General features: G+C 27.7%; 27 protein-coding genes and 1 tRNA gene. 19 read left to right on the top strand and 9 right to left on the bottom strand.

What is annotated here, in order from left to right:
- Positions 1 to 23: 23 nt before the first annotated feature.
- The 4 genes from ACQPUY_RS01135 (at position 24) to ACQPUY_RS01120 (ending at position 3,691) form a co-directional block, all read left to right on the top strand.
- Positions 24 to 956 (top strand): TDT family transporter, encoded by a 933-nt coding sequence (locus ACQPUY_RS01135; protein WP_430839046.1) that lies wholly within the window; start codon positions 24 to 26, stop codon positions 954 to 956.
- A 209-nt stretch (positions 957 to 1,165) separates the two neighbouring features.
- Positions 1,166 to 2,113, top strand: a complete 948-nt coding sequence (locus ACQPUY_RS01130; RefSeq protein ID WP_430839045.1) for a TDT family transporter — start codon at positions 1,166 to 1,168, stop codon at positions 2,111 to 2,113.
- A gap of 142 nt (positions 2,114 to 2,255) precedes the next feature.
- On the top strand, positions 2,256 to 3,182 hold the full coding sequence (cysK, locus tag ACQPUY_RS01125) for a cysteine synthase A (RefSeq protein WP_430839044.1): 927 nt from the start codon (positions 2,256 to 2,258) through the stop codon (positions 3,180 to 3,182).
- Between the two features lie 77 nt (positions 3,183 to 3,259).
- Positions 3,260 to 3,691, top strand: coding sequence for an RrF2 family transcriptional regulator (locus ACQPUY_RS01120; protein ID WP_430839043.1), 432 nt, complete (start codon positions 3,260 to 3,262; stop codon positions 3,689 to 3,691).
- Between the two features lie 41 nt (positions 3,692 to 3,732).
- Here ACQPUY_RS01120 and ACQPUY_RS01115 read toward each other — a convergent pair whose 3' ends face one another.
- On the bottom strand, positions 3,733 to 4,356 hold the full coding sequence (locus tag ACQPUY_RS01115) for a heme oxygenase (biliverdin-producing) (protein ID WP_430839041.1): 624 nt from the start codon (positions 4,354 to 4,356) through the stop codon (positions 3,733 to 3,735).
- Between the two features lie 470 nt (positions 4,357 to 4,826).
- On the opposite strand from ACQPUY_RS01115, the gene ACQPUY_RS01110 reads away from it, so the two are divergent.
- Positions 4,827 to 5,312, top strand: a complete 486-nt coding sequence (locus tag ACQPUY_RS01110; RefSeq protein ID WP_430839040.1) for a peptidoglycan recognition protein family protein — start codon at positions 4,827 to 4,829, stop codon at positions 5,310 to 5,312.
- Positions 5,313 to 5,325: 13 nt separating this feature from the next.
- Here ACQPUY_RS01110 and ACQPUY_RS01105 read toward each other — a convergent pair whose 3' ends face one another.
- The gene (locus ACQPUY_RS01105) at positions 5,326 to 5,574 is read right to left on the bottom strand and encodes a TIGR03905 family TSCPD domain-containing protein (RefSeq protein WP_430839039.1); all 249 of its coding nucleotides are present in this window, start codon (positions 5,572 to 5,574) and stop codon (positions 5,326 to 5,328) included.
- Between the two features lie 170 nt (positions 5,575 to 5,744).
- Between ACQPUY_RS01105 and ACQPUY_RS01100 the strand changes: the two genes are divergently transcribed.
- Positions 5,745 to 6,638, top strand: a complete 894-nt coding sequence (locus tag ACQPUY_RS01100) for a YncE family protein (RefSeq protein WP_430839038.1) — start codon at positions 5,745 to 5,747, stop codon at positions 6,636 to 6,638.
- On the opposite strand, the gene ACQPUY_RS01095 is transcribed toward ACQPUY_RS01100, so the two are convergent.
- Positions 6,635 to 7,168, bottom strand: coding sequence for a DUF4364 family protein (locus ACQPUY_RS01095; RefSeq protein ID WP_430839036.1), 534 nt, complete (start codon positions 7,166 to 7,168; stop codon positions 6,635 to 6,637). The genes ACQPUY_RS01100 and ACQPUY_RS01095 overlap by 4 nt on opposite strands.
- A 133-nt stretch (positions 7,169 to 7,301) precedes the next feature.
- On the opposite strand from ACQPUY_RS01095, the gene ACQPUY_RS01090 reads away from it, so the two are divergent.
- Both ACQPUY_RS01090 and ACQPUY_RS01085 read left to right on the top strand, forming a co-directional pair.
- Positions 7,302 to 8,060 carry a polysaccharide deacetylase family protein gene (locus tag ACQPUY_RS01090; RefSeq protein WP_430839035.1) on the top strand — a complete coding sequence of 253 codons (759 nt, stop codon included), beginning with the start codon at positions 7,302 to 7,304 and terminating at the stop codon, positions 8,058 to 8,060.
- Positions 8,061 to 8,171: 111 nt separating this feature from the next.
- On the top strand, positions 8,172 to 8,837 hold the full coding sequence (locus tag ACQPUY_RS01085) for a single-stranded DNA-binding protein (protein WP_430839034.1): 666 nt from the start codon (positions 8,172 to 8,174) through the stop codon (positions 8,835 to 8,837).
- 49 nt (positions 8,838 to 8,886) lie between these two features.
- Here ACQPUY_RS01085 and dapD read toward each other — a convergent pair whose 3' ends face one another.
- The gene (gene dapD, locus ACQPUY_RS01080; protein WP_430839033.1) at positions 8,887 to 9,597 is read right to left on the bottom strand and encodes a 2,3,4,5-tetrahydropyridine-2,6-dicarboxylate N-acetyltransferase; all 711 of its coding nucleotides are present in this window, start codon (positions 9,595 to 9,597) and stop codon (positions 8,887 to 8,889) included.
- Positions 9,598 to 9,759: 162 nt separating this feature from the next.
- On the opposite strand from dapD, the gene ACQPUY_RS01075 reads away from it, so the two are divergent.
- The 7 genes from ACQPUY_RS01075 to ACQPUY_RS01045 all read left to right on the top strand — a co-directional run bounded on the left by ACQPUY_RS01075 (position 9,760) and on the right by ACQPUY_RS01045 (position 17,478).
- On the top strand, positions 9,760 to 10,299 hold the full coding sequence (locus ACQPUY_RS01075) for a cob(I)yrinic acid a,c-diamide adenosyltransferase (protein WP_430839518.1): 540 nt from the start codon (positions 9,760 to 9,762) through the stop codon (positions 10,297 to 10,299).
- An 18-nt stretch (positions 10,300 to 10,317) separates the two neighbouring features.
- Entirely contained in the window at positions 10,318 to 11,448 is a 1,131-nt protein-coding gene (locus tag ACQPUY_RS01070; RefSeq protein WP_430839032.1) for a pyridoxal phosphate-dependent aminotransferase, read from the top strand.
- A 438-nt stretch (positions 11,449 to 11,886) separates the two neighbouring features.
- Entirely contained in the window at positions 11,887 to 12,804 is a 918-nt protein-coding gene (locus ACQPUY_RS01065; protein WP_430839031.1) for an ABC transporter permease, read from the top strand.
- A gap of 14 nt (positions 12,805 to 12,818) precedes the next feature.
- On the top strand, positions 12,819 to 13,778 hold the full coding sequence (locus ACQPUY_RS01060) for an ABC transporter permease (protein WP_430839030.1): 960 nt from the start codon (positions 12,819 to 12,821) through the stop codon (positions 13,776 to 13,778).
- 14 nt (positions 13,779 to 13,792) lie between these two features.
- Positions 13,793 to 14,800, top strand: a complete 1,008-nt coding sequence (locus ACQPUY_RS01055; RefSeq protein ID WP_430839029.1) for an ABC transporter ATP-binding protein — start codon at positions 13,793 to 13,795, stop codon at positions 14,798 to 14,800.
- Positions 14,800 to 15,783 carry an ABC transporter ATP-binding protein gene (locus tag ACQPUY_RS01050; protein ID WP_430839028.1) on the top strand — a complete coding sequence of 328 codons (984 nt, stop codon included), beginning with the start codon at positions 14,800 to 14,802 and terminating at the stop codon, positions 15,781 to 15,783. Before ACQPUY_RS01055 ends, ACQPUY_RS01050 begins: the two co-directional genes overlap by 1 nt.
- Positions 15,784 to 15,840: 57 nt before the next feature.
- Positions 15,841 to 17,478 (top strand): peptide ABC transporter substrate-binding protein, encoded by a 1,638-nt coding sequence (locus tag ACQPUY_RS01045; protein ID WP_430839027.1) that lies wholly within the window; start codon positions 15,841 to 15,843, stop codon positions 17,476 to 17,478.
- A gap of 32 nt (positions 17,479 to 17,510) precedes the next feature.
- On the opposite strand, the gene ACQPUY_RS01040 is transcribed toward ACQPUY_RS01045, so the two are convergent.
- From ACQPUY_RS01040 to ACQPUY_RS01025, 4 genes are all read right to left on the bottom strand, one after another.
- Positions 17,511 to 17,675, bottom strand: coding sequence for a hypothetical protein (locus ACQPUY_RS01040; protein ID WP_430839026.1), 165 nt, complete (start codon positions 17,673 to 17,675; stop codon positions 17,511 to 17,513).
- 104 nt (positions 17,676 to 17,779) lie between these two features.
- Positions 17,780 to 18,535 carry a 4-hydroxy-tetrahydrodipicolinate reductase gene (dapB, locus tag ACQPUY_RS01035; protein WP_430839025.1) on the bottom strand — a complete coding sequence of 252 codons (756 nt, stop codon included), beginning with the start codon at positions 18,533 to 18,535 and terminating at the stop codon, positions 17,780 to 17,782.
- A 10-nt stretch (positions 18,536 to 18,545) separates the two neighbouring features.
- Positions 18,546 to 19,427: a 4-hydroxy-tetrahydrodipicolinate synthase gene (gene dapA, locus ACQPUY_RS01030; protein WP_430839024.1), complete on the bottom strand. Its 882-nt coding sequence runs from the start codon at positions 19,425 to 19,427 to the stop codon at positions 18,546 to 18,548.
- Positions 19,427 to 20,419, bottom strand: coding sequence for an aspartate-semialdehyde dehydrogenase (locus tag ACQPUY_RS01025; RefSeq protein ID WP_430839023.1), 993 nt, complete (start codon positions 20,417 to 20,419; stop codon positions 19,427 to 19,429). Before ACQPUY_RS01025 ends, dapA begins: the two co-directional genes overlap by 1 nt.
- Before the next feature lie 196 nt (positions 20,420 to 20,615).
- On the opposite strand from ACQPUY_RS01025, the gene ACQPUY_RS01020 reads away from it, so the two are divergent.
- The 3 genes from ACQPUY_RS01020 (at position 20,616) to hslO (ending at position 22,606) form a co-directional block, all read left to right on the top strand.
- Positions 20,616 to 20,867, top strand: a complete 252-nt coding sequence (locus ACQPUY_RS01020; RefSeq protein WP_430839022.1) for a small, acid-soluble spore protein, alpha/beta type — start codon at positions 20,616 to 20,618, stop codon at positions 20,865 to 20,867.
- Between the two features lie 94 nt (positions 20,868 to 20,961).
- Positions 20,962 to 21,708, top strand: coding sequence for a class I SAM-dependent DNA methyltransferase (locus ACQPUY_RS01015; RefSeq protein ID WP_430839021.1), 747 nt, complete (start codon positions 20,962 to 20,964; stop codon positions 21,706 to 21,708).
- Between the two features lie 10 nt (positions 21,709 to 21,718).
- A complete protein-coding gene (hslO, locus tag ACQPUY_RS01010) occupies positions 21,719 to 22,606 on the top strand; it encodes an Hsp33 family molecular chaperone HslO (protein WP_430839517.1) in 888 nt (295 codons plus the stop codon).
- Positions 22,607 to 22,698: 92 nt separating this feature from the next.
- On the opposite strand, the gene ACQPUY_RS01005 is transcribed toward hslO, so the two are convergent.
- A tRNA-Cys gene (locus ACQPUY_RS01005) sits at positions 22,699 to 22,773 on the bottom strand.
- Between the two features lie 99 nt (positions 22,774 to 22,872).
- Between ACQPUY_RS01005 and ACQPUY_RS01000 the strand changes: the two genes are divergently transcribed.
- Positions 22,873 to 23,541: an HD domain-containing protein gene (locus ACQPUY_RS01000; protein ID WP_430839020.1), complete on the top strand. Its 669-nt coding sequence runs from the start codon at positions 22,873 to 22,875 to the stop codon at positions 23,539 to 23,541.
- Positions 23,542 to 23,572: the final 31 nt, after the last annotated feature.

Raw genomic sequence — 23,572 nt, 5'->3', positions numbered from 1 at the left:
ATATTTTGGAATCAAATTCTATTTTGAAAAAACTTAAAAATATGCCTGTACCTATTTTACCAACTATGGTAGGTGCAGCAACATTATCTAATGTTTATCAAATAATAGGATATAATTGGATTAGGCATATTACTATGTGGTCAGCAACGATTATATTAATTTGTTATATAATTAAAATTACATTATATTTTGATACTTGTAAAAGTGAATATAGTAATACTGTACCTGCAAGTTTATATGCTGGATTTACTATGATTTTAATGATATTAGGTTCATACTATTTTACTTATAATAATTTTATAGGTAAAGCTATGTGGTTTGTAGGGCTGACCTTACATACTGTACATATAATAATATTTACTTACAGAAATGTATTCTTAGGAATTAATAAGGAAACCTTTGTTCCAAGTTGGTTTGTAACTTATAATGGAATTATGGTTTCAACAGTAGTTGGAAAGCCTATGAATGAGCCATTTATAGGAAAGATAGTAGTGTATTATGGGATAATTATATTTATAATAATTTTACCCTTTATGATTAGAAGGTTAAGAAAAGAACCTTTAAAAGAAGCGTTATTTCATACTCAAGCTATACTTTTAGCACCATCTAGCCTTTGTTTAGTTAGTTACTTAAATTTTATTAATAACCCTAATAAAATGCTAATTTATATATTATATATAATTATAATTTTAACATTATTATTTATTTTATATATGCTTCCTAGGTTTTTTTCTTATACTTTTACTCCTGGATTTGCAGGGTTAACTTTCCCTATGGCAATAGGAATAGTGGCATCTATAAAAGCATCTTCATATTTTGAAAGTATTGGTTATAAATCATTATTCTATATAATAAAAGAAGTTAGTGGAATACAAATATATATTACAACGACTATAATTGCTTTTGTTTTATATAATTTTATAAATATATTAGTGAAAAGTTATAATAAAAGTTAGATGTTAAATAAGCTAGAGAATTTTCTTTGGCTTATTTAACGTAAAAAAATATAAATTTTGTGATAATAATCACAGAACTTATATTTTAAAGGTGTATAATTAAAGAGCAATCTTATTTAATGAAATTATTATAATAATTTAAGTGAAAAAATTAACAAGAAAACGAAAGATAAGGTTAATTTAAGAAGTTATTAAATTAGGAGGGAAAAATGAATAATAATTTACTTAAAAAAACAGAAAACATTCCAGCACCTTTATTGCCAACTATGGTTGGAGCAGCAACATTATCTAATATTTATTCAAGTTTAGGATATAGTTGGATAAGACATATAACTATGTGGATAGCAACTGCAATTTTATTGGCTTACTTAGTTAAAATTTTAGCATTTACAGATACTTGTAAAAAAGAATATTCTAATACTGTTCCAGCAAGTTTATATGCAGGGTTTACAATGATTACAATGATTTTAGGATCTTACTATTTTGAATATAACAATTTTCTCGGTAAATCATTATGGGTTACTGGACTAACTTTACATGCTATACATATAATAATATTTACATATAGAAATGTTGTCAAAGGTATTAATAAAGATACATTTGTACCAAGTTGGTTTGTAACGTACAATGGTATAATGGTTTCTGTTGTAGTAGGAGGAGCTATGAAGGAACCACTAATAAATAAAATAGTATTATATTATGGTGTCTCAGTATTAGTTCTTATTATGCCGTTTATGGTAATTAGATTAATAAAGTTACCTTTGAAAGATGCTTTTTATCATACTCAAGCTATATTATTAGCACCGTCTAGCCTTTGTGTAGTTTCATATTTAAATGTTATAGAAAACCCTAATAAATTTGTTATATATCCTTTATATTTCCTTGTGGTTATTACATTTTTGTTTGTAGTGTACAAGCTAAATGAATTCTTTTCATTTAAATTCACTCCAGCTTTTGCAGGATTAACATTCCCAATGGCTATAGGAACTTTAGCTTCAATAAAAATGTCTGGATTCTTAAATAATACTGGTTATGAGACTTTTGGAAATATAACAAAACAAATATCAGGAATACAGCTATATATTACAACAGCTATAATATCATTTGTTTTATTTAATTTCTTAAAATTATTTTTAAGTTCAATAAAAGAAAAATAAAATAAAAAGAATTTGTATCTTAATTGATGCAAATTTTTTTTGCTTATTTAAAAAAAGGTATTCACAAATATGCTAAAAAGGAGTAATATATTATTAAAGGAAATAAACATATCGGAATAGTAGGAATAAAGGAGAGGTTTATATGAAAATAGCAAAAAGTTTAGTTCAATTAATAGGGAATACACCATTACTAGAATTATCAAATTATAATGAGGAAAAGGAAACTTTAGGCACAATTATTGGAAAACTAGAATATTTTAATCCAGGTGGTAGCGTAAAAGATAGAATAGGATTTGGAATGATAGAAGCTGCTGAAAAAGATGGATTATTAAATAAAGATACAGTTATAATTGAACCAACTAGTGGTAATACAGGGATTGCGCTAGCATATATCTCAGCAGCAAAGGGATATAGATTAATTTTAACTATGCCAGATACAATGAGTATAGAAAGAAGAAATTTATTAAAGGCTTTAGGAGCAGAATTAGTATTAACTCCAGGTGCAGAAGGAATGAAAGGAGCTATTGCTAAGGCTAATGAATTAAAAGCAGAAAATGAGAATTCAATTATTCTTCAGCAATTTGAAAATCCTGCAAATCCACAAATACACAGAGTAACTACAGCAGAAGAAATATGGAATGATACAGATGGACAAGTTGATATAGTAGTTTCTGGAGTAGGTACAGGCGGTACTTTAACAGGTGTTGGAGAAGTTTTAAAGGCTAAGAAGTCTGATGTTAAAGTTATTGCTGTTGAACCAACTAATTCACCAGTTATATCAGGTGGAAAACCAGGACCTCATAAACTTCAAGGAATAGGGGCAGGATTTATACCGAAAAATTTAAATGTTTCAATTATTGATGAAGTAATAAAGGTTGATAATGAAGCTGCTTTTAAAGCTTCGAAGGATTTAGCAAGGACAGAAGGATTATTGGTTGGAATATCATCAGGAGCAGCAATAGTTGCAGCAACAGAATTAGCAAAAAGAGAAGAAAATAAAGGAAAAAATATAGTTGTAATTTTACCTGATACAGGAGAAAGATATTTATCAACTGATTTATATAAATAATTTATAATAAAGTCATTGCTATTTTTAGTAATGACTTTTATTATTAAGATATATAATAAATAGAGAAAGGTGATTAAGTGAAGATTTCAACTAAAGGAAGATATGGATTAAGGGCTTTAATTGACCTAGCTATTAATATGGATTCTGAAAATGTAAGTATTAAGTCTATTTCAGAAAGACAAAATATTTCGGAAAGATATTTAGAACAAATTTTTTCTTTATTAAGAAAAGCTGGCATTATATTGGGCAGAAAAGGAGCACAAGGTGGATATATCTTAGGTAAGGATATTAGTGAACTTACAATAATAGAAATATTAAAGGTTTTAGAAGGAGATAGTATTTTTATAGATATTAATGAAAAAGAAGAAAATGAATTAGAAGACTTCATTAATAAAAACTTATGGAAAGATATAAATGTTTTAATTAAAGATTATTTTTCTTCAATAACATTAGAAGATTTAGTAGATAATTATAAGAAATCAAAAGATACAATTATATATTATATTTAAAAAGCTAATAAGAGTTTAATTACTCTTATTAGCTTTTTGATTTAAAAGAATTTAGAATTTAATTCATTAGATATTCCAATATTATAAATATATGAATTACATACTTCTAAAACGAATTCTTCCTTTTCGGTTTCATTAAAACTAAGATTGTTTAACATAGAGTGATAGTTCATAACATAAGCTTTTATATCTTTTAAGTCTTCATAAACATAGTAGTTTAGAGCTTCATCGCCTATTTGATAATGATCTTTTAATAGAGAGTAGAATATTCTACCTCCAAATAAATCAGCTAAAAATCTTGTATAAGCATGAGCTATAAGTAATTTTGGATTTTTTTCAGATATAGAATTTATTCTATCTACATAAGCTAAAGTTGAAGATAAAACTTCTATTTTATTGTTATTAGATAAAGCATTAACATCTTTTTTAATAAGCTCTGATCTATATATTTCAGGGGTAACAAAAGGTTTAACATCTTCAATATTTTTATATTTATTTAGGTTATTTTCTATTGCTTCATATACATAGCATAAATTATAAATATATTCTGTATAACTTTCAACACTTGCATTTTTATTTAGAAGTCTTTGATTAAATCCTGAGTTTTCAGCTGCTTTATGTAGTACATTACTTCTGTTTTTTATTTCTATCATAAAATTATTCATTATAGCACCCTTTCGATAACGATTATCATTTAATATTTTATATTTAAAGATTACAACTTTTTACTATAAATATCAAATCTAAAAAAGGCTCAAATTTTAGCAAATATCACTAAAAAGATTTGATTTTAATAGTTTTTTTCACTATATTGAACAATGTTCACTATAGCATATTAGCAATTTAGTAAGTAGATTTATATTATAAAGTATAAGAGATGATGAATTTGTATAAACACTAATCTCATAGAATATTTATGTTTTTTTATAATAATTATAAATATATAGTATAAGTTAGAAAGGAATTTTAAGTGTTTATAGTATTGAAAATAAAAAAGCTTTATCTTGTCCTAATTTTTGGTGTATTTATATTTTTATTATTTACTTTTATATTTAGAAATAATGTAAGGGAGTTTTTTAAAATTAGCTACAAAGATTACTATAATATTAAAATAGATAGTGAAGAAGTTGAAAATATGAAAAATAATCTAAATATTATAGAGATAGATTATAATTGGACTGAGGAATTAACATTAAATAATAAGCCTAACAAAATAATATATCATCATGCAGCAAGAAGTGAATGGAGCCCAGAAGGAGTAAATGAATTTCATAAATCAAAAGGATGGAAGGGAATAGGTTATAATTTTTATATTAGAAAAGATGGTACTATCTACTATGGAAGGCCTGAAAATGCAGAAGGAGCCCATACAAGAGGCGAGAATAACAATTCTATAGGTATTTGCATAGAAGGGAATCTCGAAGAAGAGGAATTAACTAAAGAGCAAATCAATAGTCTTGTAAATTTATCATTATATATTTCTTTGAAATATGATATTTATAAAATAATTGGGCACAGGGATGTATATGAGACACTTTGTCCAGGTGAAAACTTTCCTATGGATGAAATAAGAGATAAAGTAGTTAATCTAATAAAGAATAATAAAAAGGAGCTTTTATAGCTCCCCTTATATTTTATGCAGATTTTTTGTATTCTTCTAAAGCTTTTGATAATTGATCAGGACAAGAAGTATCTTTATTTCCACAAGTGATTCCTTTCAGCTTAGTGATAGCTTCATTTATGTTCATACCAGATACTAATGATGATATCCCTATTAGATTTCCAGGACATCCTCTAACAAAATTTACTTCTTTTATAATATCATTTTCAATATTAAGGTGTATTTCAGTTGAACAAACCCCTTTAGTTTTATAAACAAACATATATAATACCTCCAAATTTTATTGCAACAATATTATATATTTATATTTATAAAAAATAAAGACTATATGTAGAAAAATGAAAAAAAAGATAAAACTTTGGTCCAAATAATTATCTTATACATATACTATAAATGTATCTACAATAGGCTTAATAAAAATGGGGGTGCAGTATGAATTCTTTAATTGTATGTAATACGGGTAGTGATTCTATTAGTAAAATACCTTTAGTAAATTCTTTACAAGAAAGTATATTATACGAAGAAATATTTCTTACTGAAGGAGAAAAACCTCTAGGACCGAATGGTATTTATATTAAAGATAGTATAGCTTATATAGCAAATAATTATAGTAATTCTATATCTATGCTAAATATGGATACCTTAAAGGAAGAAAGCACAATATATGTGGGGGCTCATCCAAATGATTTAATTGGTTATGATAAATACTTATATATAGTCTGTTCAGAGTCAAATGCTGTAGTACTATATGATTTAAATGAAGAAAAAATAAGTTTAGAAATTAAAACAAATAACTGGCCTTATAATATTGAAATTAGCTATAAATTAAATTTATTATTTATTACAAATTTTCAAAGTCATAATATATCAGTTATTGATATTAAAACTAATAAGATTATTGGTGAGTTAGTTACATTAGAGTACCCAACAAAGGTTAAGGTTTCTAACGATGGGAAACTTCTGTACGTTTGTGAAAGCTATATGGGGGATGAAAATGAAGGATATATAGAGGTTTTTAATTTAATAACATTAGAATCATTAGGGAAAATCAAAGTTGGTAAGGTACCTATAGATATATATGAAGATAGGGAAATTCTTTATATATGCAACCTAATGGGTTCTAATATTGCTTTAATTAATAAGATTAATTTAAAAAAGATTAGAGAAATAAATATAGGTGGTATGCCTAGGGTATTAGTTAAACATGATAATATAGCCTATATTGGAGATTATCTTAATGGAAGGTTAGTTTGTTTAGATTTAAATAATAATGATATAAAAGCCATAACAATAGGTAAAGAACCTAATGCTATGACCTTTTATTAATTAGCCTCACTAAATAAAGAAATCATTAATTTATTGTAGATATCAGAAGGATTTTCCTTCCATCTATTGCATAAAGATAAAGCTTGTTTTTTTGTCGGTACTGAAACTTTTAAAGAAATCAATAAGTTATCATTTTCTAAAGCTTGTAAATCTACAATAAATGAATTATCCTTACCAAGAGTATAATCACTATGAATTGTTAGTTCTTTTTTTATAGAATCTTTTATTGAATGAAGATAGTCATCGATTATCTTCTTTTTTATTGAAGAAATTCGATCAGAAAAGAATGAAAGAGTATTTGAACCTTTTTCTGTTATATGTATTAGATTTTTATCATTTACTTTTTCATACTTTAAAAAATCTGATGAAATTAATTCACTTATATATTGTTGAAGAGTAAAGTAATTTATAAAGTTATTTTCTAAAATAATTTCTGTAAGTTGAGTATTAGTAATAGGTTGTTTTAATGACTCCATTACATAAAGAACTAATAATTTATTTTCTGCTAATTCAGCTGAGTTTTCGTACATATTAAACCTCCATTTTAGAAAGTATAACTTTATTATAACACAATATTTTAAAATTTCATAACCACATATTATTGTCATTATTACAAATTGTAGCGAATATAAATTAATTATAACAATATATAGGAGCTTAACTATGGAAAGAAGATACAGGGTTGTTGTAAGCTTATTACTACTAATATTAACAGTTGTAGTTTCTATTATAGCTACTGAAAAAGCAAAATATAGTTTTATGGAAGTATATAACGATAAACCAATTTATAGGGTTAATACAGATGAAAAAAAATTAGCTTTGACTTTTGATATAAATTGGGCAGAAAATGAAGAGCTTTTTAACATATTAGAAGTACTTGATAAATATAATGTAAAGGCAACCTTTTTTATAATGGGAGGTTGGGTAAATTATAGTGAAGAAAATAGGGAGAAACTTATAAAAATAAAGGAGGGAGGCCATGAAATAGGAAATCATAGCTATATACATCCTATATTTAGTAAAATCTCTGAAGAAAGGATGAAAGAAGAAATTGATAAAACAAATAAAATAATTGAAGAAACGGTAGGAGAAGAGGTTAAGTTATTTAGATTTCCAAGTGGTGACTATAATAAAAAAGCAAGTGAGTTTATATCTAAACAAGGAATGATTAGCATTCAGTGGGATGTTGATTCTGTTGATTGGAAGCAAACTAGTGCTGAGGAAGAGTATAATAGAGTTATGAAGAAAGTATCAGCAGGATCTATACTATTATTTCATAATAATGCAAAGTACACTCCAGGAAATTTGGATAAGATAATAAAAGAACTTCAAGGAGAGGGATATAATTTCGTTACAGTAGGAGAAATGATCTATTATGATGATTATTATATTGATGAAAAAGGTGAGCAAATAAAAAAATAATAAAAAATATTGAAAAATGATGATATAATGTATTATAATGGAAATATATCCATTGAAGTTATAAAATAGCAAAAGAATTAAAATTATTACTAAGGGAGAGAGGGGTTAGTGATGGACAACTTGATGTTAAATAACAAGATTTATTTAGAGGGAAAGGTAATATCAGAATTAGAATTTAGCCATGAAATGTATGGGGAAGGGTTTTATACATTTTCAATGGAAGTTATGAGGCTTAGTGACTCAGTAGATATTTTAAACATAACAGTATCTGAGCGACTTATTGCGAATATGGACTTATCTACTGGTAAAGAAATAATAGTAGATGGTCAATTAAGATCTTACAATAAATTTGTAGACGGTTCAAATAAACTTATATTAACAGTATTTGCTAGAAATATAGAACCTTGTATTGAAAGAAGTAAGAATCCAAATGAAATTTTCCTTGATGGATTTATATGCAAGGAACCTGTTTATAGGACAACTCCATTTGGAAGAGAAATTGCGGATGTGTTATTAGCTGTAAATAGAGCTTATAATAAATCTGATTATATTCCTACAATAGCTTGGGGAAGAAATTCGAGATTTTGCCAAACTTTAGAAGTAGGGGATAATATACGAGTTTGGGGTAGATTACAAAGTAGAGAATATCAAAAGAAACTAAATGATACAGATGTGATTAAGAAAATTGCTTATGAAGTATCAGTTTCTAAAATGGAAAGAGTTCAAGGGGAACAATTAGAGCCTGTTAATGAAAATAATGAACAAGAAGTAATGTAGAAATAAATAAAGGTGAAAAGTTTAGCTTTTCACCTTTTATTTATGTATTTTATTTTCTTAAATCATCTAATAATTTTGTCTTATCCCTTGTTTTTTCATCCACAGATTTTATAATTTTAGCAGGACTTCCAGCTACAACAACACCTGATGGAACATCTTTAGTTACTACAGAACCTGCAGCTATAACAGATCCATTTCCAACCTTAACACCTTCTAAGATAACAGCATTTGCACCAATCAATACATCATTGCCTATTTCGCAAGGTGATTTACTAGGTGGTTCTAATACGCCAGCGACAACTGCACCGGCACCTAAATGAGATCTTTTACCAATTTTAGCTCTTGCTCCTAAAACAGCATTCATATCTATCATAGTGCCTTCTCCTATTTCACAACCTATATTTATTACGGCTCCCATCATAATTACTGCATTTTTTTCAATTTTTACTCTATCTCTTATAATAGCCCCAGGTTCAATTCTTGCATCGATATTTAAAAGACTTAGCATAGGAATGGCAGAATTCCTTCTATCATTTTCAAATCTAAAATGATTTATTAATGATTTATTAGTTTCAATAAATTCAATAACTAAATCAGATTCACCAAAAATAATATAAAAATTATTATTTCCGTACCATTCTAAATTTTTAAAATTAACATCACTTAAGTTTCCGTTAATATAGGCTCTAATAGGTGTAGTTTTTTTTGAATCCTTAATAAATCTAGCAATTTCATAAGGATCAGTTAAATTATAATTCATAATAAAATCCTCCCCAAATAATAACATAAATAACATAAGTTGAAAAAATTATATCAATATATTAATGGGATAGCAAGAGTAGTATTATAAAAAACAACAAAAAATATTATAATATTTACAAAGAAGACATAATTAATGTAAAATTTATAAAAAGGAGTGATAATATTGAAGTTAGAACAAGGATTAGTTCAAGTATATACTGGAGAAGGTAAAGGGAAAACTACTGCAGCTATAGGACAGGGAATAAGAGCTTATGGTAATGGTTTAAAAGTATATATGATACAATTTTTAAAGAGTGGTAAAACAGGAGAACTTACCACCATAGAAGAATTAGGAGAGAATTTTAAAATATTTAGATTTGAAAAGCCTAAGGATTTCACTTGGAATTTAAATGACGAAGAGCTTGAAGAGTTAAGACTAGAAATTAGAGATGGATATAAATTTATTTTAGATGTTATAAAAGAAAATAAATGTGATCTTTTAATAATAGATGAGGTTATGGCTGTTTTATCAAATAAGTTCTTATCGGTAGAAGATGTATTATATATCATTGACAATAAGCCTAAAAATATGGAAGTTATATTAACTGGAAGAAATGTACCTAGTGAAATAATAGAAAAAAGTAACTTAGTTACAGAAATGAAATGTATAAAACATTATTATAATGAAGGAATACCAGCAAGAGAAGGTATTGAATATTAATTTATAGGGGGCTAACATATGAATAAGAATTTGGAAGAAATAGAGATGTCAGGTATAAGAAAGTTTTTTAATAAAGTTAAAAAAGTGGATGGGGCAATATCTTTAACATTAGGGCAGCCTGATTTTACAACACCTATGGAAATTAAATATGGGATGATTAAAGCTATAGAAGAAGAAAAAACAGTATATACAGATAATTTTGGAATTATAGAATTAAGAAATGAAATTTCTAAGTATTTAAATATTAGGGGAATTAATTATAGTCATAAAGATATTTGTATTACTGTAGGTGGTAGCGAAGCTTTATTTTCATCATTTGCAGCATTAATAAATAAAGGTGATAAAGTTCTTATTCCTACTCCAGCGTATCCTGCTTATGAAAATATAGTTAGAATATTAGGAGGAAAGGTTGTTAATTATAATTTAAATCAGGATTTTTCAATAAATTTTAAAGAATTAGAAGAAATAATTAATAACGAAAAAATAAAATATATGGTTTTATCTTATCCTTGCAATCCAACAGGAGCTATTTTAAGTAAAGATGAGTATATTAATCTAGTAAAATTAATAAAAGATAAAAACTTAATTGTTATTAGTGATGAGATATATGAAGCTTTTTGTTACGATAAATATTATAGCGTTGCTATGAATGCTGATATTATAAATAATATTATATATATAGGTGGGTTTTCTAAGATGTTTTCAATAACAGGTATTAGAATCGGATTTATTGCAACTAAGGATATATTCTTGAAAGAAATAGGTAAAGTGCATCAATATAATGTTTCCTGTACTAACTCTATCGGACAATATGGGGTTCTTGAAGGATTAAAATATGGATTATATAACGTTGATAAAATGAAAAATGAGTTCCTAAAAAGAAAAGAGTATGTTGAAAGTAGATTAAAAGAAATTGGTATAGATTTTATATCGCCAAAGGGAGCATTTTATATTTTTCCATCGATAAAGAGGTTTAATTTAACATCAGAAGAGTTCTGTGAAAATTTACTATATAAAGAAAAGGTGGCCTGTGTACCTGGAGGTGCATTTGGAATTGGTGGAGAAGGATATATTAGAATTTCTTATTGTTATTCAATAAATGAATTAAAAGATGCATTAGATAGACTTGAAAACTTTATAAAGAGATAAATTTAAAGTGCTTATTATATGAAAGAAATTATATTAATAAGCACTTTTTTTGAATAAATATTCTTTAGTTATTAAAATGAATATATAAATATGCTAAAAAATGTATTTGTATAACGAACAAATTACTAGATATGTCCGTATAATATTCAAATTATATAAAAAAATAGTTTAAAAAAATTATTAGATTAATAATAATTAGAAAAATGAAAGTTTAATATTTATACTTGCAAAAATATTGAAATAATAACACATTAAACGTTTTCGAAAGTTCGATATATCTTTTCTTAAGTATGAAAAAAAAGAATGTATTATTAACAAATCGACAAAATAATCAATTGAAAAATAAAAAGTTAATTGACAAATTTGAATAAGATAATATAATTATTAATAACTACAAAAATGAATGTTCGTAGTATTATGAATGGGGGTTGAAAACGAATGGTAAAGTATATAGGAAAGAGACTTTTAACTAGTATCATTACAATATGGGCTGTAGTAACAATAGTTTTCTTTCTAGTAAGAATAATGCCAGGTGGACCTTTTGATGGAGAAAAAATTACACCTGAAATGAAAGCACAATTAAATGAAAAATATGGATTGGACAAGCCTGTTGGAGAACAATATACAATTTATATGAAAAACCTTCTAAAGGGCGACTTTGGTAAGTCGATGAAGTATAAAGGTAGAGATGTTGCTTCTATAATAGGAAAGAGTTTTCCAAACTCAGCAAAAGTTGGTGTAGCTTCAATAATATTTTCAGTAGCTGTAGGTATAGCTCTTGGAATAATAGCTGCATTAAAAGCAGATAGATGGCCGGATAGGGTATGTATGATTTTATCAACCTTAGGTATTACAATTCCTAGTTTTGTAATGGGGACATTTTTAATTTTCATCTTCACAACGAATTTGAAATTATTACCATCAACAGGACTTAGCACACCAAATAGATATATAATGCCAGTTTTAGCTTTATCAGGAAGTTCTATGGCATTTATAACAAGATTAACAAGAAGTAAACTTATTGATGTATTAAAATCAGATTATATAAGAACTGCTAAGGCAAAAGGCTTAAGTGGAAGAACTATTGTATTTAAACATGCATTAAGAAATTCATTAATTCCAGTAGTTACATATTTAGGACCATTAGTAGCTGGAGTTTTGACAGGATCCTTTGTAGTAGAAAAAATATTTGCAATACCAGGACTTGGAAATGAATTTACAACAACAATAACTAATAGAGATTATACTTCGTTATTAGGTGTTACAGCATTCTATTGTACATTAATAGTTGTATGTAATCTTTTAGTAGATATAATATATGTATTAATAGATCCAAGAATTAAGTTAGAAGGTTAATAGGGGGTAAAGAAATGGAAAATTTAAAAGTTGATTTAAATATAGATAAAGAATTATTTACTCCTTTAAGTGAAGAGGAAAAGAATTTTGAACAAGTTGTTAGACCAAGTGTAGGATTTTGGGCTGATGCTTGGAGAAGACTTAAAACTAATAAGCTTGCTATAGTTTCATTAATAGCAATAGGAATTATATTTATTTTAGCATTTTTAGGTCCGATATTAATGGAAAAAATTATGGGATATACATATTATGCAACAGATTTAAATGCTACTAATTTAAGACCAAGTGCAGAGCATTGGTTTGGTACTGATAATTTAGGTAGAGATTTATTTGTAAGAGTTATGTATGGTGCAAGATATTCTCTTATAATTGCAATATCAGCAGCAGCTATTAACCTAGTTATTGGAGTATTATATGGAGGAATTGCAGGATTTTTTGGAGGAAAAGTTGATAATATAATGATGAGAATAGTAGACGTATTATATTCTATTCCTACACAAATTTATGTAATTATTTTAATGGCAGCATTAAAAAAAGAAGGATCAACTGGTCTTGTAACAATTATATTAGCTATGGCTATTTCTTATTGGGTTGGTATGGCAAGAATAGTTAGAGGAGATATATTACAATTAAAACAACAAGAATTTGTTCTTGCAGCTAAAACTTTAGGAGCTTCAAAAACAAGAATTTTATTTAAACATCTAATACCAAACTGTATGGGATCAATATTAGTAACATTAACATTATTTGTACCTCAAGCTATATTTACAGAAGCATTCTTAAGTTTTATTGGATTAGGTATAAATCCACCTCTTGCTTCATTAGGAACTTTAGCAAATGATGCTAGTGGATTATTAAGTACAGATGCTTATCAATTAATATTCCCAGCAGCTGCAATTTGTGTAATTATATTAGCATTTAATTTATTAGGTGATGGATTAACTGAAGCCTTAGATCCTAAGAATAAGAGATAGGAGGATATAATACTATGAGTAAGTTATTAGAAGTTAAAAATTTAAAAACCTCCTTTAAAACACATATAGGTGATGTAAAATCGGTAAGGGGTGTATCCTTACATTTAGATAAAGGAGAAGCTTTAGGTATAGTTGGAGAATCTGGATGCGGAAAATCAGTAACTATGATGTCTTTAATGAGATTATTAGCAGATAATGCTGTAATAGAAGCTGATACTATACTTTTTGATGGTAAAGATATAACAAACCCAACAGAAAAGGAAATGCAAGAAATAAGAGGAAATGATATGGCTATGATCTTCCAAGATCCTATGACATCATTAAATCCATTATTTACTGTTGGAGATCAATTAACAGAACATTTAATAAAACACAAAAAGGTTTCAAAAAAAGAAGCTAACGAAATGGCAATAAAAATGCTTGATATGGTTGGAATACCAAGCCCTGAGAAGAGATTATCACAATATCCACATGAATTTTCAGGTGGTATGAGACAAAGGGTTATGATAGCTATGAGCTTAATTTGTGAGCCTAAGCTTATAATTGCAGATGAACCGACAACTGCATTAGATGTTACAATTCAAGCTCAAATATTAGATTTAATGAAAGATTTAAAAGAAAAAGTAAATACTTCTATTATACTTATAACTCATGATTTAGGAGTAGTTGCAGATCTTTGTACTAGAATAAATGTTATGTATGGTGGATTAATTGTAGAAGAAGGGTCTGATGAAGATATTTTCTACAATGGTAAGCACCCATATACATGGGGACTTTTAAATAGTGTTCCAAATCCTAAGAGCGAGCTAAAGGAAAAACTAGTTCCAATTGAAGGACAACCACCAGATTTATTAAAGCCACCAGTAGGATGCCCTTTTGCTGCAAGATGTAAATATGCTATGAAGGTTTGTATACAAAAACAACCACCTTTATTTGAAATTTCAGAAGGACATAGGGCTGCATGTTGGTTATGTCATGAAAATGCACCAAAGGTAGAATCACCAATTAGGAGGGAAGAATAATGGAAAAGAAAAATGATGTAATATTAGAAGTTAAGAATCTTTGCAAGTACTTCCCTGTAGATAAAGGGCTTTTTGCTAAAAAAAGTTATGTTAAGGCTGTAGATAATGTTTCATTCTCTATTAAAAGAGGAGAAACATTAGGATTAGTTGGAGAATCAGGCTGTGGTAAAACAACAACAGGCAGAACAATTTTAAAATTATATGAACCAACTTCTGGACAAATAATATTTAATGGTGAAGATATAACTAATTTTAGTGAAAAGAAAATGGTATCTTTAAGAAAGAATATGCAAATGATATTCCAAGATCCATATGCATCATTAAATCCAAGAATGACAGTTGGAGATATTATAGGAGAAGCTATAGACATTCACGGATTATATAAGGGTGAAGAGAGAGAAAAGAGAATAAGATTTCTTTTAGATAAGGTTGGTTTAAATGGAAGTCATATAAACAGATACGCACATGAATTCTCAGGTGGACAAAGACAAAGAATAGGTATTGCAAGAGCTCTTGCAGTTCAACCAGATTTTATAGTGTGTGATGAGCCAATTTCAGCATTAGATGTTTCTATTCAAGCACAAGTAATTAATATGCTAGAAGAGTTACAAGAAGAAATGGGATTAACTTATCTATTTATAGCTCATGATTTATCAATGGTAAAACATATATCAACTCATATAGGAGTTATGTATTTAGGGCGAATGGTTGAAAAAGGACCGGCTGATGATGTATATATGAAACCAAAGCATCCATATACACAAGCATTACTTTCAGCTGTACCAATTCCAGATCCTAAGGAAGCTAAGACAAATAAGAGAATAGTATTAGAAGGTGATATTCCTTCGCCTATAGATCCACCAGCTGGATGTAGATTTAAAGGAAGATGTAAGCATGCAATGCCAATTTGTGGGGAAAAAGATCCAGAATTAAAGGAAGTTGAACCAGGACATTTTGTAGCATGTCACTTATTTAATAAATAGTTATCAATTGCATTTATGCAGTTAGTATAAAAATAAATACATTAAGGGGGAAACACAATGAAGAGCAATAAGCTTAGAAAAATTTGTGCTGTAGCACTAACACTTGCTCTTGGAATGTCTGTTTTTGCAGGATGCGGAAGTAGTAGTTCAGGAGATAGTAGAAAATTAATTTATAATTTAGGAGAAGATCCAGAGACTATCGATCCTACATTAAATACTTCTTCAGGAGCAGGAACTATAATAGAAAATGCTTTTGAAGGATTAATGAGACTTGATGAAAATGAAAAGGCGATTCCAGGAGTTGCAGAAAGCTATGAAGTTTCTGATGATAGTTTAGTATATACTTTCCATTTAAGAGAAGATGCTAAATGGTCAGATGGAGAACCTGTAACAGCCAATGACTTTGAATATGCTTGGGTTAGAGCATTAACAAAAGATACAGCAGCTGAATATGCATATCAATTATATTACATAAAAAATGCAGAAAAATTTTATAATGGAGAAGCTACAAGAGAAGAACTTGGAATTGAAGTTGTAGATGATTATACATTAAAAGTAACTTTAGAAGCTCCAACTGCTTATTTCTTAGAACTTACAGCATTTACTACATACTTCCCAGTTAGAGAAGATATAGTTGAAGCAGATCCAGAAGGATGGGCATTAGAACCAGAAACTTATGTTTCAAATGGACCTTTCAAATTAGTTCAATGGGATATGAAGGATCAATTAATATTTGAAAAGAATGAAAACTATTGGAATGCATCAGAAGTAAAGCTTCCAGGAGTAGTTTATAAATTAGTTACAGATCAAAATACTGCTTATGCTTCATTAAAATCAGGTGAATTTGATATGGTAGATACAGTACCACCTTCAGAAATAGCAAGTGGAGAAGAAGAAGGATTAGTTACTATATATCCAAATCTTGCAACTTACATGTTAATTTTTAACGTTGGTAAGCAATCAACTTTACCAGATGAAGTTAAAGAAGTTTTAAGCAATGCAAAAGTAAGAAGAGCATTATCAATTGCAATAGATAGAAAAGCGATTGTTGAAAATGTTACTAAAGCAGAGCAAGTTCCTGCATATTCATTTGTTCCACAAGGAATAAAAAATGAAGATGGAGAAGATTTTGCAGATAGAGAATATTATGATGCAAATCAAGCAAATATAGAAGAGGCTAAACAATTATTAGCTGAAGCAGGATATCCAAATGGAGAAGGAATTCCAACTTTAGAATTTATGTTTAATACAGAAGGTGATCATAAATTAATCGCACAAGCTATACAACAAGACTGGGCTAAAATAGGTGTTAATGTAGAATTAACTAACCAAGAATGGAAGGTATTCTTAAATACTAGACAAGAAGGTGGATATGAAATAGCAAGACATGGTTGGTCTGGAGACTATGTTGATCCAATGACATTCTTAGATTTATGGGTAACTGGCGGAGGAAATAACGATGCTGGATATTCTAACTCAGAATATGATGCATTAGTTAAAGCTGCAAAAGTTGAAGCTGATTTAGATAAGAGATGGGAAATGATGAAACAAGCAGAAGATATATTAATGGAAGATATGCCGATTATTCCATTATACTATTATACTAAGGTTAAAGGTGCTAAACCTGAAGTTAAAGGTGTTAGAGTATCAACTTTAGGACATGTATTCTTTGATAAGGCTTATATTGAAGAATAATATTAAAAAGAAGAGTCTTTCGACTCTTCTTTTTAATTTCCGGCTTTATTAATATGCTGGCTTGAAAATCCTTCTCTTTTTATAGATTTATGCTTGGCATTAGGGTTATGATTATGACCTTCTTCTGTTATTGGAGTTTGATAATTACATTTTTCCATTCTAGATCTTTTATTATCTGGTTGACTATCTTTAGGCATTTTTTACCCTCCTTAACTATATTATATTATAGTTTTTCACTTAATTTAAAAATTTAAACTGGAAATAAAAAGGCTACTGTATTTAGATACAATAGCCTTTTTATTTAAATTCCTAAAACATCTTCCATATTATAAACCCTAGGAAATATAATAGTGCTCATATATTCGGCTGCCTTTAAAGCTCCAACAGCAAATACTTCTCTAGATAGAGCGGTATGAGATAGTTCTATAATTTCACCAGAGCCTGCAAATATAATATCATGATCGCCAACTATAGAACCGCCTCTAACAGCATGGATTCCTATTTCGCTTTTTTCTCTCTTAGAATCTCCGCTTCTTCCATAAATATATTTAGTTTCAGTTGGGATTGATTCTTTAATAGTGTCTGCTAATAAGAGAGCAGTTCCACTTGGAGAATCAACCTTTTGATTGTGATGTTTTTCTATAATTTCAATATCGTAGTTTTCAAATAAAATTGGAACAACTTTTTTTAATAATGAATTTAATAGATTAATTCCTAAAGACATATTGGCAGATTTAAATATAGGAATTACGCTACTTTTTTCATTAATTAAAGTTAAATCTTCCTCACTATATCCTGTAGAACATAAAATTATAGGCTTATTATTTTTGATTGATAATTCTAATAAATCTTTAAGTGCATCAGGTCTTGAAAAATCAATTAAAACATCATAATCTATATTAACATCTCCTGCACTTTTAAAAATTTTAAAGTTACATTTATCACTAGAAAATCTATCTATACCGGCTACAATTTTTATATTAGGAAAATTTTTTGAAGAATCTATTATCATTTGTCCCATTTTTCCACAGCAGCCATTTAATAAAACTTTTACCATTCTTAACTCCTTAAATTAAATTGTATTTTCTTAATGTTCCAATTAGTAAATTAAGGTTATTATCATCCATTTCGCATAATGGAAGTCTAAGATTACCAACTTCTTTACCCATTATATTTAGAGCAGTTTTAACTGGAACAGGATTTGTTTCAATAAATAATTTACTAATTATATCCATTGTATTTAGTTGCAAATTAAGAGCTTTTTTGATATCGCTATCTAAATAAGCTTGGGCCATATCATGAACTTCTCTTGGCATTACATTTGCTAATACAGAAATTACTCCAATGCCTCCTAAAGACATTATTGGTATTATTTGATCATCATTACCTGAATAAAAATCTAATTTATCTCTACATAGAGATTTCATTTCAGCAACTTGACTAATATTACCACTTGCTTCCTTTATTGCAACAATATTATTAAGTTTAGTTAACTCTAATAATTGTTTTGGTGTTATATTAACACCAGTTCTGCTTGGAACATTATATAAAATTATTGGTGTATTTACGGAATTGTTAATTGCTTCGAAATGTTTAAACAAGCCTTTATTTGTAGTTTTATTATAATAAGGTGTTATAACTAGTAAACCATCAACACCAACAGATTCAGCATATTTACTCATTTCTATTGAAGTTTCAGTATTGTTTGTCCCAGTTCCTGCAATAACGGGTATTCTTTTATTAACAGTATCTACAGTGAATTTAATTGTATTTTCTTTTTCTTCTTTACTCATAGTACTTGCTTCACCAGTAGTACCACAAATTACAATGGCATCAGTTTTTTCTTCTATATGCCATTCTAGTAATTCTTTTAGTTTTTCATAATCAACTTTATTATTTTTATTAAAAGGCGTAACGATTGCAACAGCAGACCCTTTAAAAATTGACATTATTTATCACTCCCTATTAATAGTTCAGCTATTTGAACTGCATTTAATGCAGCTCCCTTTCGAATATTATCAGCGACTACCCATAGGTTAAGACCATTATCTATGCTAAAATCTCTTCTAATACGCCCAACAAATACATTATCCTTACCTGTTGACATTAAAGCGGTAGGATATTTAAGTTCAGCTACATCATCATATAATGTTATTCCTTTTGTATTGCTAAATAAATTGAAAACATCATTTAATTCAAATGATTTTTCTAGTTCTACATTAATACTTTCACTATGGCTATTTAACACAGGTACTCTAACGGTAGTTGCTGTAATCCTTAAGTCAGAATTATGAAGAATTTTCTTAGTTTCTTCAATCATTTTAACTTCTTCCTTTGTATAACCATTTTCTAAAAATACATCTATATGAGGCAAGCAATTTCCAGCTATCGGATAAGGGAATTTCTTTGGTGGATTACCTTTGATACCCTCTTCTAGATCAGAGATACCTTGAATACCCGCTCCTGAAACAGCCTGATAAGTAGAATATATTATTCTTTTAATTCCATAGTTATCTAATAAGACTTTTAATGGAAGCATAGCTTGAATTGTTGAGCAATTTGGATTGGCTATAATTCCATTATGCCATTTAACATCTTCTGGATTAACTTCAGGAACTACTAAAGGAACATTTTCATCCATTCTAAAAGCACTAGAATTATCTATTACTATAGCTCCATAAGATGAAAATATAGGAGAAAATTTTAAGCTTACATCTCCACCAGCTGAAAATAAAGCAAAATCAATTTTCTTATCCTTAATATTTTCTTCAGCAGTTTCTTCAACTAAATATTCATATCCTTTAAATTTTAGTTTGGAACCAGCTGACTTTTTTGATGCAAAAACATATAGATTTTCAATTGGGAAATCCCTTTCTTCTAGAATTTCTAAAAATTTTCTACCTACATTACCAGTAGCCCCAACTATAGCAACATTGTACATAAATTTTTCCCCCTTTTTATAATAGTAAAAATATAAAAAATATACTTACTATTAACTATAGTTAAATTATTCAAAAAATACAATACTTTATTACAATATATAAATATTCATTATATATAGTGATAAATAAATTTAGTAGTATATTCAATTTTATTTTGGAGAAAATATAAATATTAAATTTATAGGGGGTATATAAATGAGTAAAACACCTTTAAAAAAAATAATTAAATCAAAAATTAAGTCAAATAAAGAGCTAAGTGATGCTGAAATCCTAAGGGAAAAAATAAAGTATGAAATTGCAGAAGAGTTAGGGTTAAAGGATAAGGTTGATGTCTATGGATGGGGTGGATTAACAGCAGAAGAAACAGGACGCATAGGAGGAATAATGACTAAAAGAAAAAGAATACTTAAAATACCAACAAATGACGAAATATTAGGAAGAAAATAATAGTTTTTCTAATGCTTTTAATAAGTAGCATTGACTAAAAGAAAATTTACATTTAATATAGTTTTAGAAAACTATATAAGTGGGGGGGATTACTTTGGCATATGGAGATTTTGCAGAGATCTATGATGAATTAATATATGAAGATATTAATTATGATTCTATGTGTTCTAGGGTAATTGAAATATGTAATAAAGAAAATATATGTTTTAATAATTATTTAGACTTAGCATGTGGTACAGGTAATGTTACTTTAAGACTTGCAAAAAGCTTTAAGGAATCTTTTGCTGTTGACTTATCAGAAGATATGTTAAGAGAAGCTTTTGAAAAGCTAAAAAAAGAAAAAGTTAGATGTAAAATAATTTGCCAAGATATGAGTGAATTAAGTCTAAATAGAAAATTTGACTTAATTACTTCTGTATTAGATTCATCTAATTATATTATTGAAGAAGAAAAGTTTATGAATTATTTAAAATCTGTTAAAGATCATTTAAATGATGATGGATTATTTATTTTTGATATTAATTCATATTATAAGCTTTCTAATATATTAGGCAATAATATATATACATATAGTGAAGAAGATGTATTTTATACTTGGGAAAATACTTTTGAAGATGAGCTTCTAAGTATGTACTTAACCTTCTTTGTTAAAAGAGGAGAGTTATATGAGAGATTTGAAGAGGAACATTTAGAAAGAGCTTATACAGAAGATTTTATAGAAGAGGCTTTAAAAGAAACCGGTCTAAAGATAATTGGTAAATTTGATGGTTACACAGATAAGAAGGTAAGTATAAATACAGAAAGAATTGTATATGTAGTTAAAAAGGAATTATTTAAGTAATGGAGGAATTATAATGGATAAAATAATAAGAGCAACAGCCAAAGATGGAATGATAAGAATTATTGCTGGAGAAACAACAAATTTAGTTAATACAGGTACAAGTGTACATGAATGTACTCCAGTAGCAGCAGCTGCTTTAGGAAGAATGCTTACTGCAGGTGCTTTAATGGGGGTAACATTAAAGTCAGAAAAAGAAGTTGTAACATTAAAAATTAATGGCGGCGGAGAAGCAAAGGGAGTTACTGTAACAGCATATGAAGGTGGAATAGTAAAAGGATATATTGGAAACCCATATGGAGAACTTCCTTTAAATTCTAAAGGAAAATTAGATGTTGGTGGATATATTGGTGTAAATGGTGAATTTACAGTTATTAAAGATTTAGGTATGAAAGATCCCTATGTTGGTCAAGTTCCAATATATACTGGAGAAATAGCAGAAGATTTAGCTTATTATTTTACTGTTTCAGAACAAACTCCTTCAGCAGTAGCTTTAGGTGTTTTAGTTGATAAGGACTACTCAATTAAAACTGCTGGTGGATTTATAATTCAAATGATGCCAGATGCAGATGAACTATTATCTGATTTACTTACTTATAGATTAGAAGAAATTCCATCTATAACATCAATGCTATTAGAACATGGAAGCATTGAAAAAGTATTAGAATATATATTTGATGGTATGGATTTAAATATATTAGAAGAAGCAACACCAGATTTTAGATGCAACTGCTCAAGAGAAAAGGTTGAGTCTGTTTTAATTTCAATTGGAGAAAAAGATCTTGAAGAAATATATAATGATAAAAAAGAAGAAGAAGTAAAATGTAACTTCTGTAATGCTTCATATAAATTTTCTCATGAAGAAATAGGAGAAATTTTAAATAAAGCTAGAAGTAAATAAAAGATATATTAAAATTTCTTTATATTAAGTTATTTAATATGGTATTAATAAAAAGATTGCACAAAAATTATAATTTCTGTGCAATCTTTTTTTGGAGGCACCACCCAGATTTGAACTGGGGAATAAAGGTTTTGCAGACCTCTGCCTTACCACTTGGCTATAGTGCCAGATTTTATATTAATAGTATATACATAGATTGTATTTTTGATACTTATACGTAAATAAAAATTTTATATATGAAGATAATACTAATAGGAGGTGTTAGTTTGGACGCATTTAAAATAATAAATGATATATTATTAAATAGTGAAAATCCTTCTATTGAAATTGAAAAATTAATGGGAGAAGAAGAGTGTAATAATAGCATTTTTGAATTGTTAGCAAAGTTAAAAGATGTTCCTCAAGATAAGAAGTTTCATCCGGAAGGAAATGTGTGGAATCACACTAAGATGGTTATTGATTTTGCAGCTAAGGTTAGAAATTTTGCTAATAATAAGGAAGTATTTATGTGGTCAGCTTTATTTCATGATATAGGAAAAATAACTACTACTGAATTTATAAAAGGAAGATATAGATCATATAATCATGATACTGAAGGAGAAAAAATTACATATAATATATTGAAGTATTATATAGAAGATGAAGAAGTAAATGATATTAGTCAAATAATTAGGTTTCACATGCATCATATTTATATATTAAAGGATTTACCTTTTTCTGATATTCCTAATCTTATAAAAAGTAAAAATTATAATGATATAATATTACTATTTATATGTGATAAACTGGGGAGAGGAAATCAAGATATAGAAGATAAGATAAGAGTGTTAAATGAAATAGAAGCCATATTAGACAAGCTTCAAAGAGAAAATAGTAATATTAATAATGATATGAAATTTAAAATAGATGAAATAAAAAATATAATAATAAAATAGAAGGCGAGTTCGCCTTCTATTTTATTATTAT

The sequence above is a fragment of the Clostridium nigeriense genome (assembly GCF_050585245.1).
Taxonomy (GTDB): domain Bacteria; phylum Bacillota; class Clostridia; order Clostridiales; family Clostridiaceae; genus Clostridium; species Clostridium nigeriense_A.
The sequence above is the reverse complement of the archived record's forward strand: the minus strand, read 5'-3'. Positions and strand labels throughout refer to the sequence as shown.

Coding starts and splice junctions, on each gene's coding strand:
- ACQPUY_RS01070 (WP_430839032.1), top strand. CDS start 10,318: ATGAATAAGAATTTGGAAGAAATAGAGATGTCAGGTATAAGAAAGTTT.
- cysK (WP_430839044.1), top strand. CDS start 2,256: ATGAAAATAGCAAAAAGTTTAGTTCAATTAATAGGGAATACACCATTA.
- ACQPUY_RS01115 (WP_430839041.1), bottom strand. CDS start 4,356: ATGAATAATTTTATGATAGAAATAAAAAACAGAAGTAATGTACTACAT.
- ACQPUY_RS01025 (WP_430839023.1), bottom strand. CDS start 20,419: ATGTACAATGTTGCTATAGTTGGGGCTACTGGTAATGTAGGTAGAAAA.
- ACQPUY_RS01130 (WP_430839045.1), top strand. CDS start 1,166: ATGAATAATAATTTACTTAAAAAAACAGAAAACATTCCAGCACCTTTA.
- ACQPUY_RS01085 (WP_430839034.1), top strand. CDS start 8,172: ATGGACAACTTGATGTTAAATAACAAGATTTATTTAGAGGGAAAGGTA.
- ACQPUY_RS01050 (WP_430839028.1), top strand. CDS start 14,800: ATGGAAAAGAAAAATGATGTAATATTAGAAGTTAAGAATCTTTGCAAG.
- ACQPUY_RS01065 (WP_430839031.1), top strand. CDS start 11,887: ATGGTAAAGTATATAGGAAAGAGACTTTTAACTAGTATCATTACAATA.
- ACQPUY_RS01045 (WP_430839027.1), top strand. CDS start 15,841: ATGAAGAGCAATAAGCTTAGAAAAATTTGTGCTGTAGCACTAACACTT.
- ACQPUY_RS01095 (WP_430839036.1), bottom strand. CDS start 7,168: ATGTACGAAAACTCAGCTGAATTAGCAGAAAATAAATTATTAGTTCTT.
- ACQPUY_RS01020 (WP_430839022.1), top strand. CDS start 20,616: ATGAGTAAAACACCTTTAAAAAAAATAATTAAATCAAAAATTAAGTCA.
- ACQPUY_RS01100 (WP_430839038.1), top strand. CDS start 5,745: ATGAATTCTTTAATTGTATGTAATACGGGTAGTGATTCTATTAGTAAA.
- dapD (WP_430839033.1), bottom strand. CDS start 9,597: ATGAATTATAATTTAACTGATCCTTATGAAATTGCTAGATTTATTAAG.
- ACQPUY_RS01110 (WP_430839040.1), top strand. CDS start 4,827: ATGAAAAATAATCTAAATATTATAGAGATAGATTATAATTGGACTGAG.
- dapA (WP_430839024.1), bottom strand. CDS start 19,427: ATGTCAATTTTTAAAGGGTCTGCTGTTGCAATCGTTACGCCTTTTAAT.
- ACQPUY_RS01105 (WP_430839039.1), bottom strand. CDS start 5,574: ATGTTTGTTTATAAAACTAAAGGGGTTTGTTCAACTGAAATACACCTT.
- ACQPUY_RS01090 (WP_430839035.1), top strand. CDS start 7,302: ATGGAAAGAAGATACAGGGTTGTTGTAAGCTTATTACTACTAATATTA.
- ACQPUY_RS01040 (WP_430839026.1), bottom strand. CDS start 17,675: ATGCCTAAAGATAGTCAACCAGATAATAAAAGATCTAGAATGGAAAAA.
- dapB (WP_430839025.1), bottom strand. CDS start 18,535: ATGGTAAAAGTTTTATTAAATGGCTGCTGTGGAAAAATGGGACAAATG.
- ACQPUY_RS01055 (WP_430839029.1), top strand. CDS start 13,793: ATGAGTAAGTTATTAGAAGTTAAAAATTTAAAAACCTCCTTTAAAACA.
- ACQPUY_RS01060 (WP_430839030.1), top strand. CDS start 12,819: ATGGAAAATTTAAAAGTTGATTTAAATATAGATAAAGAATTATTTACT.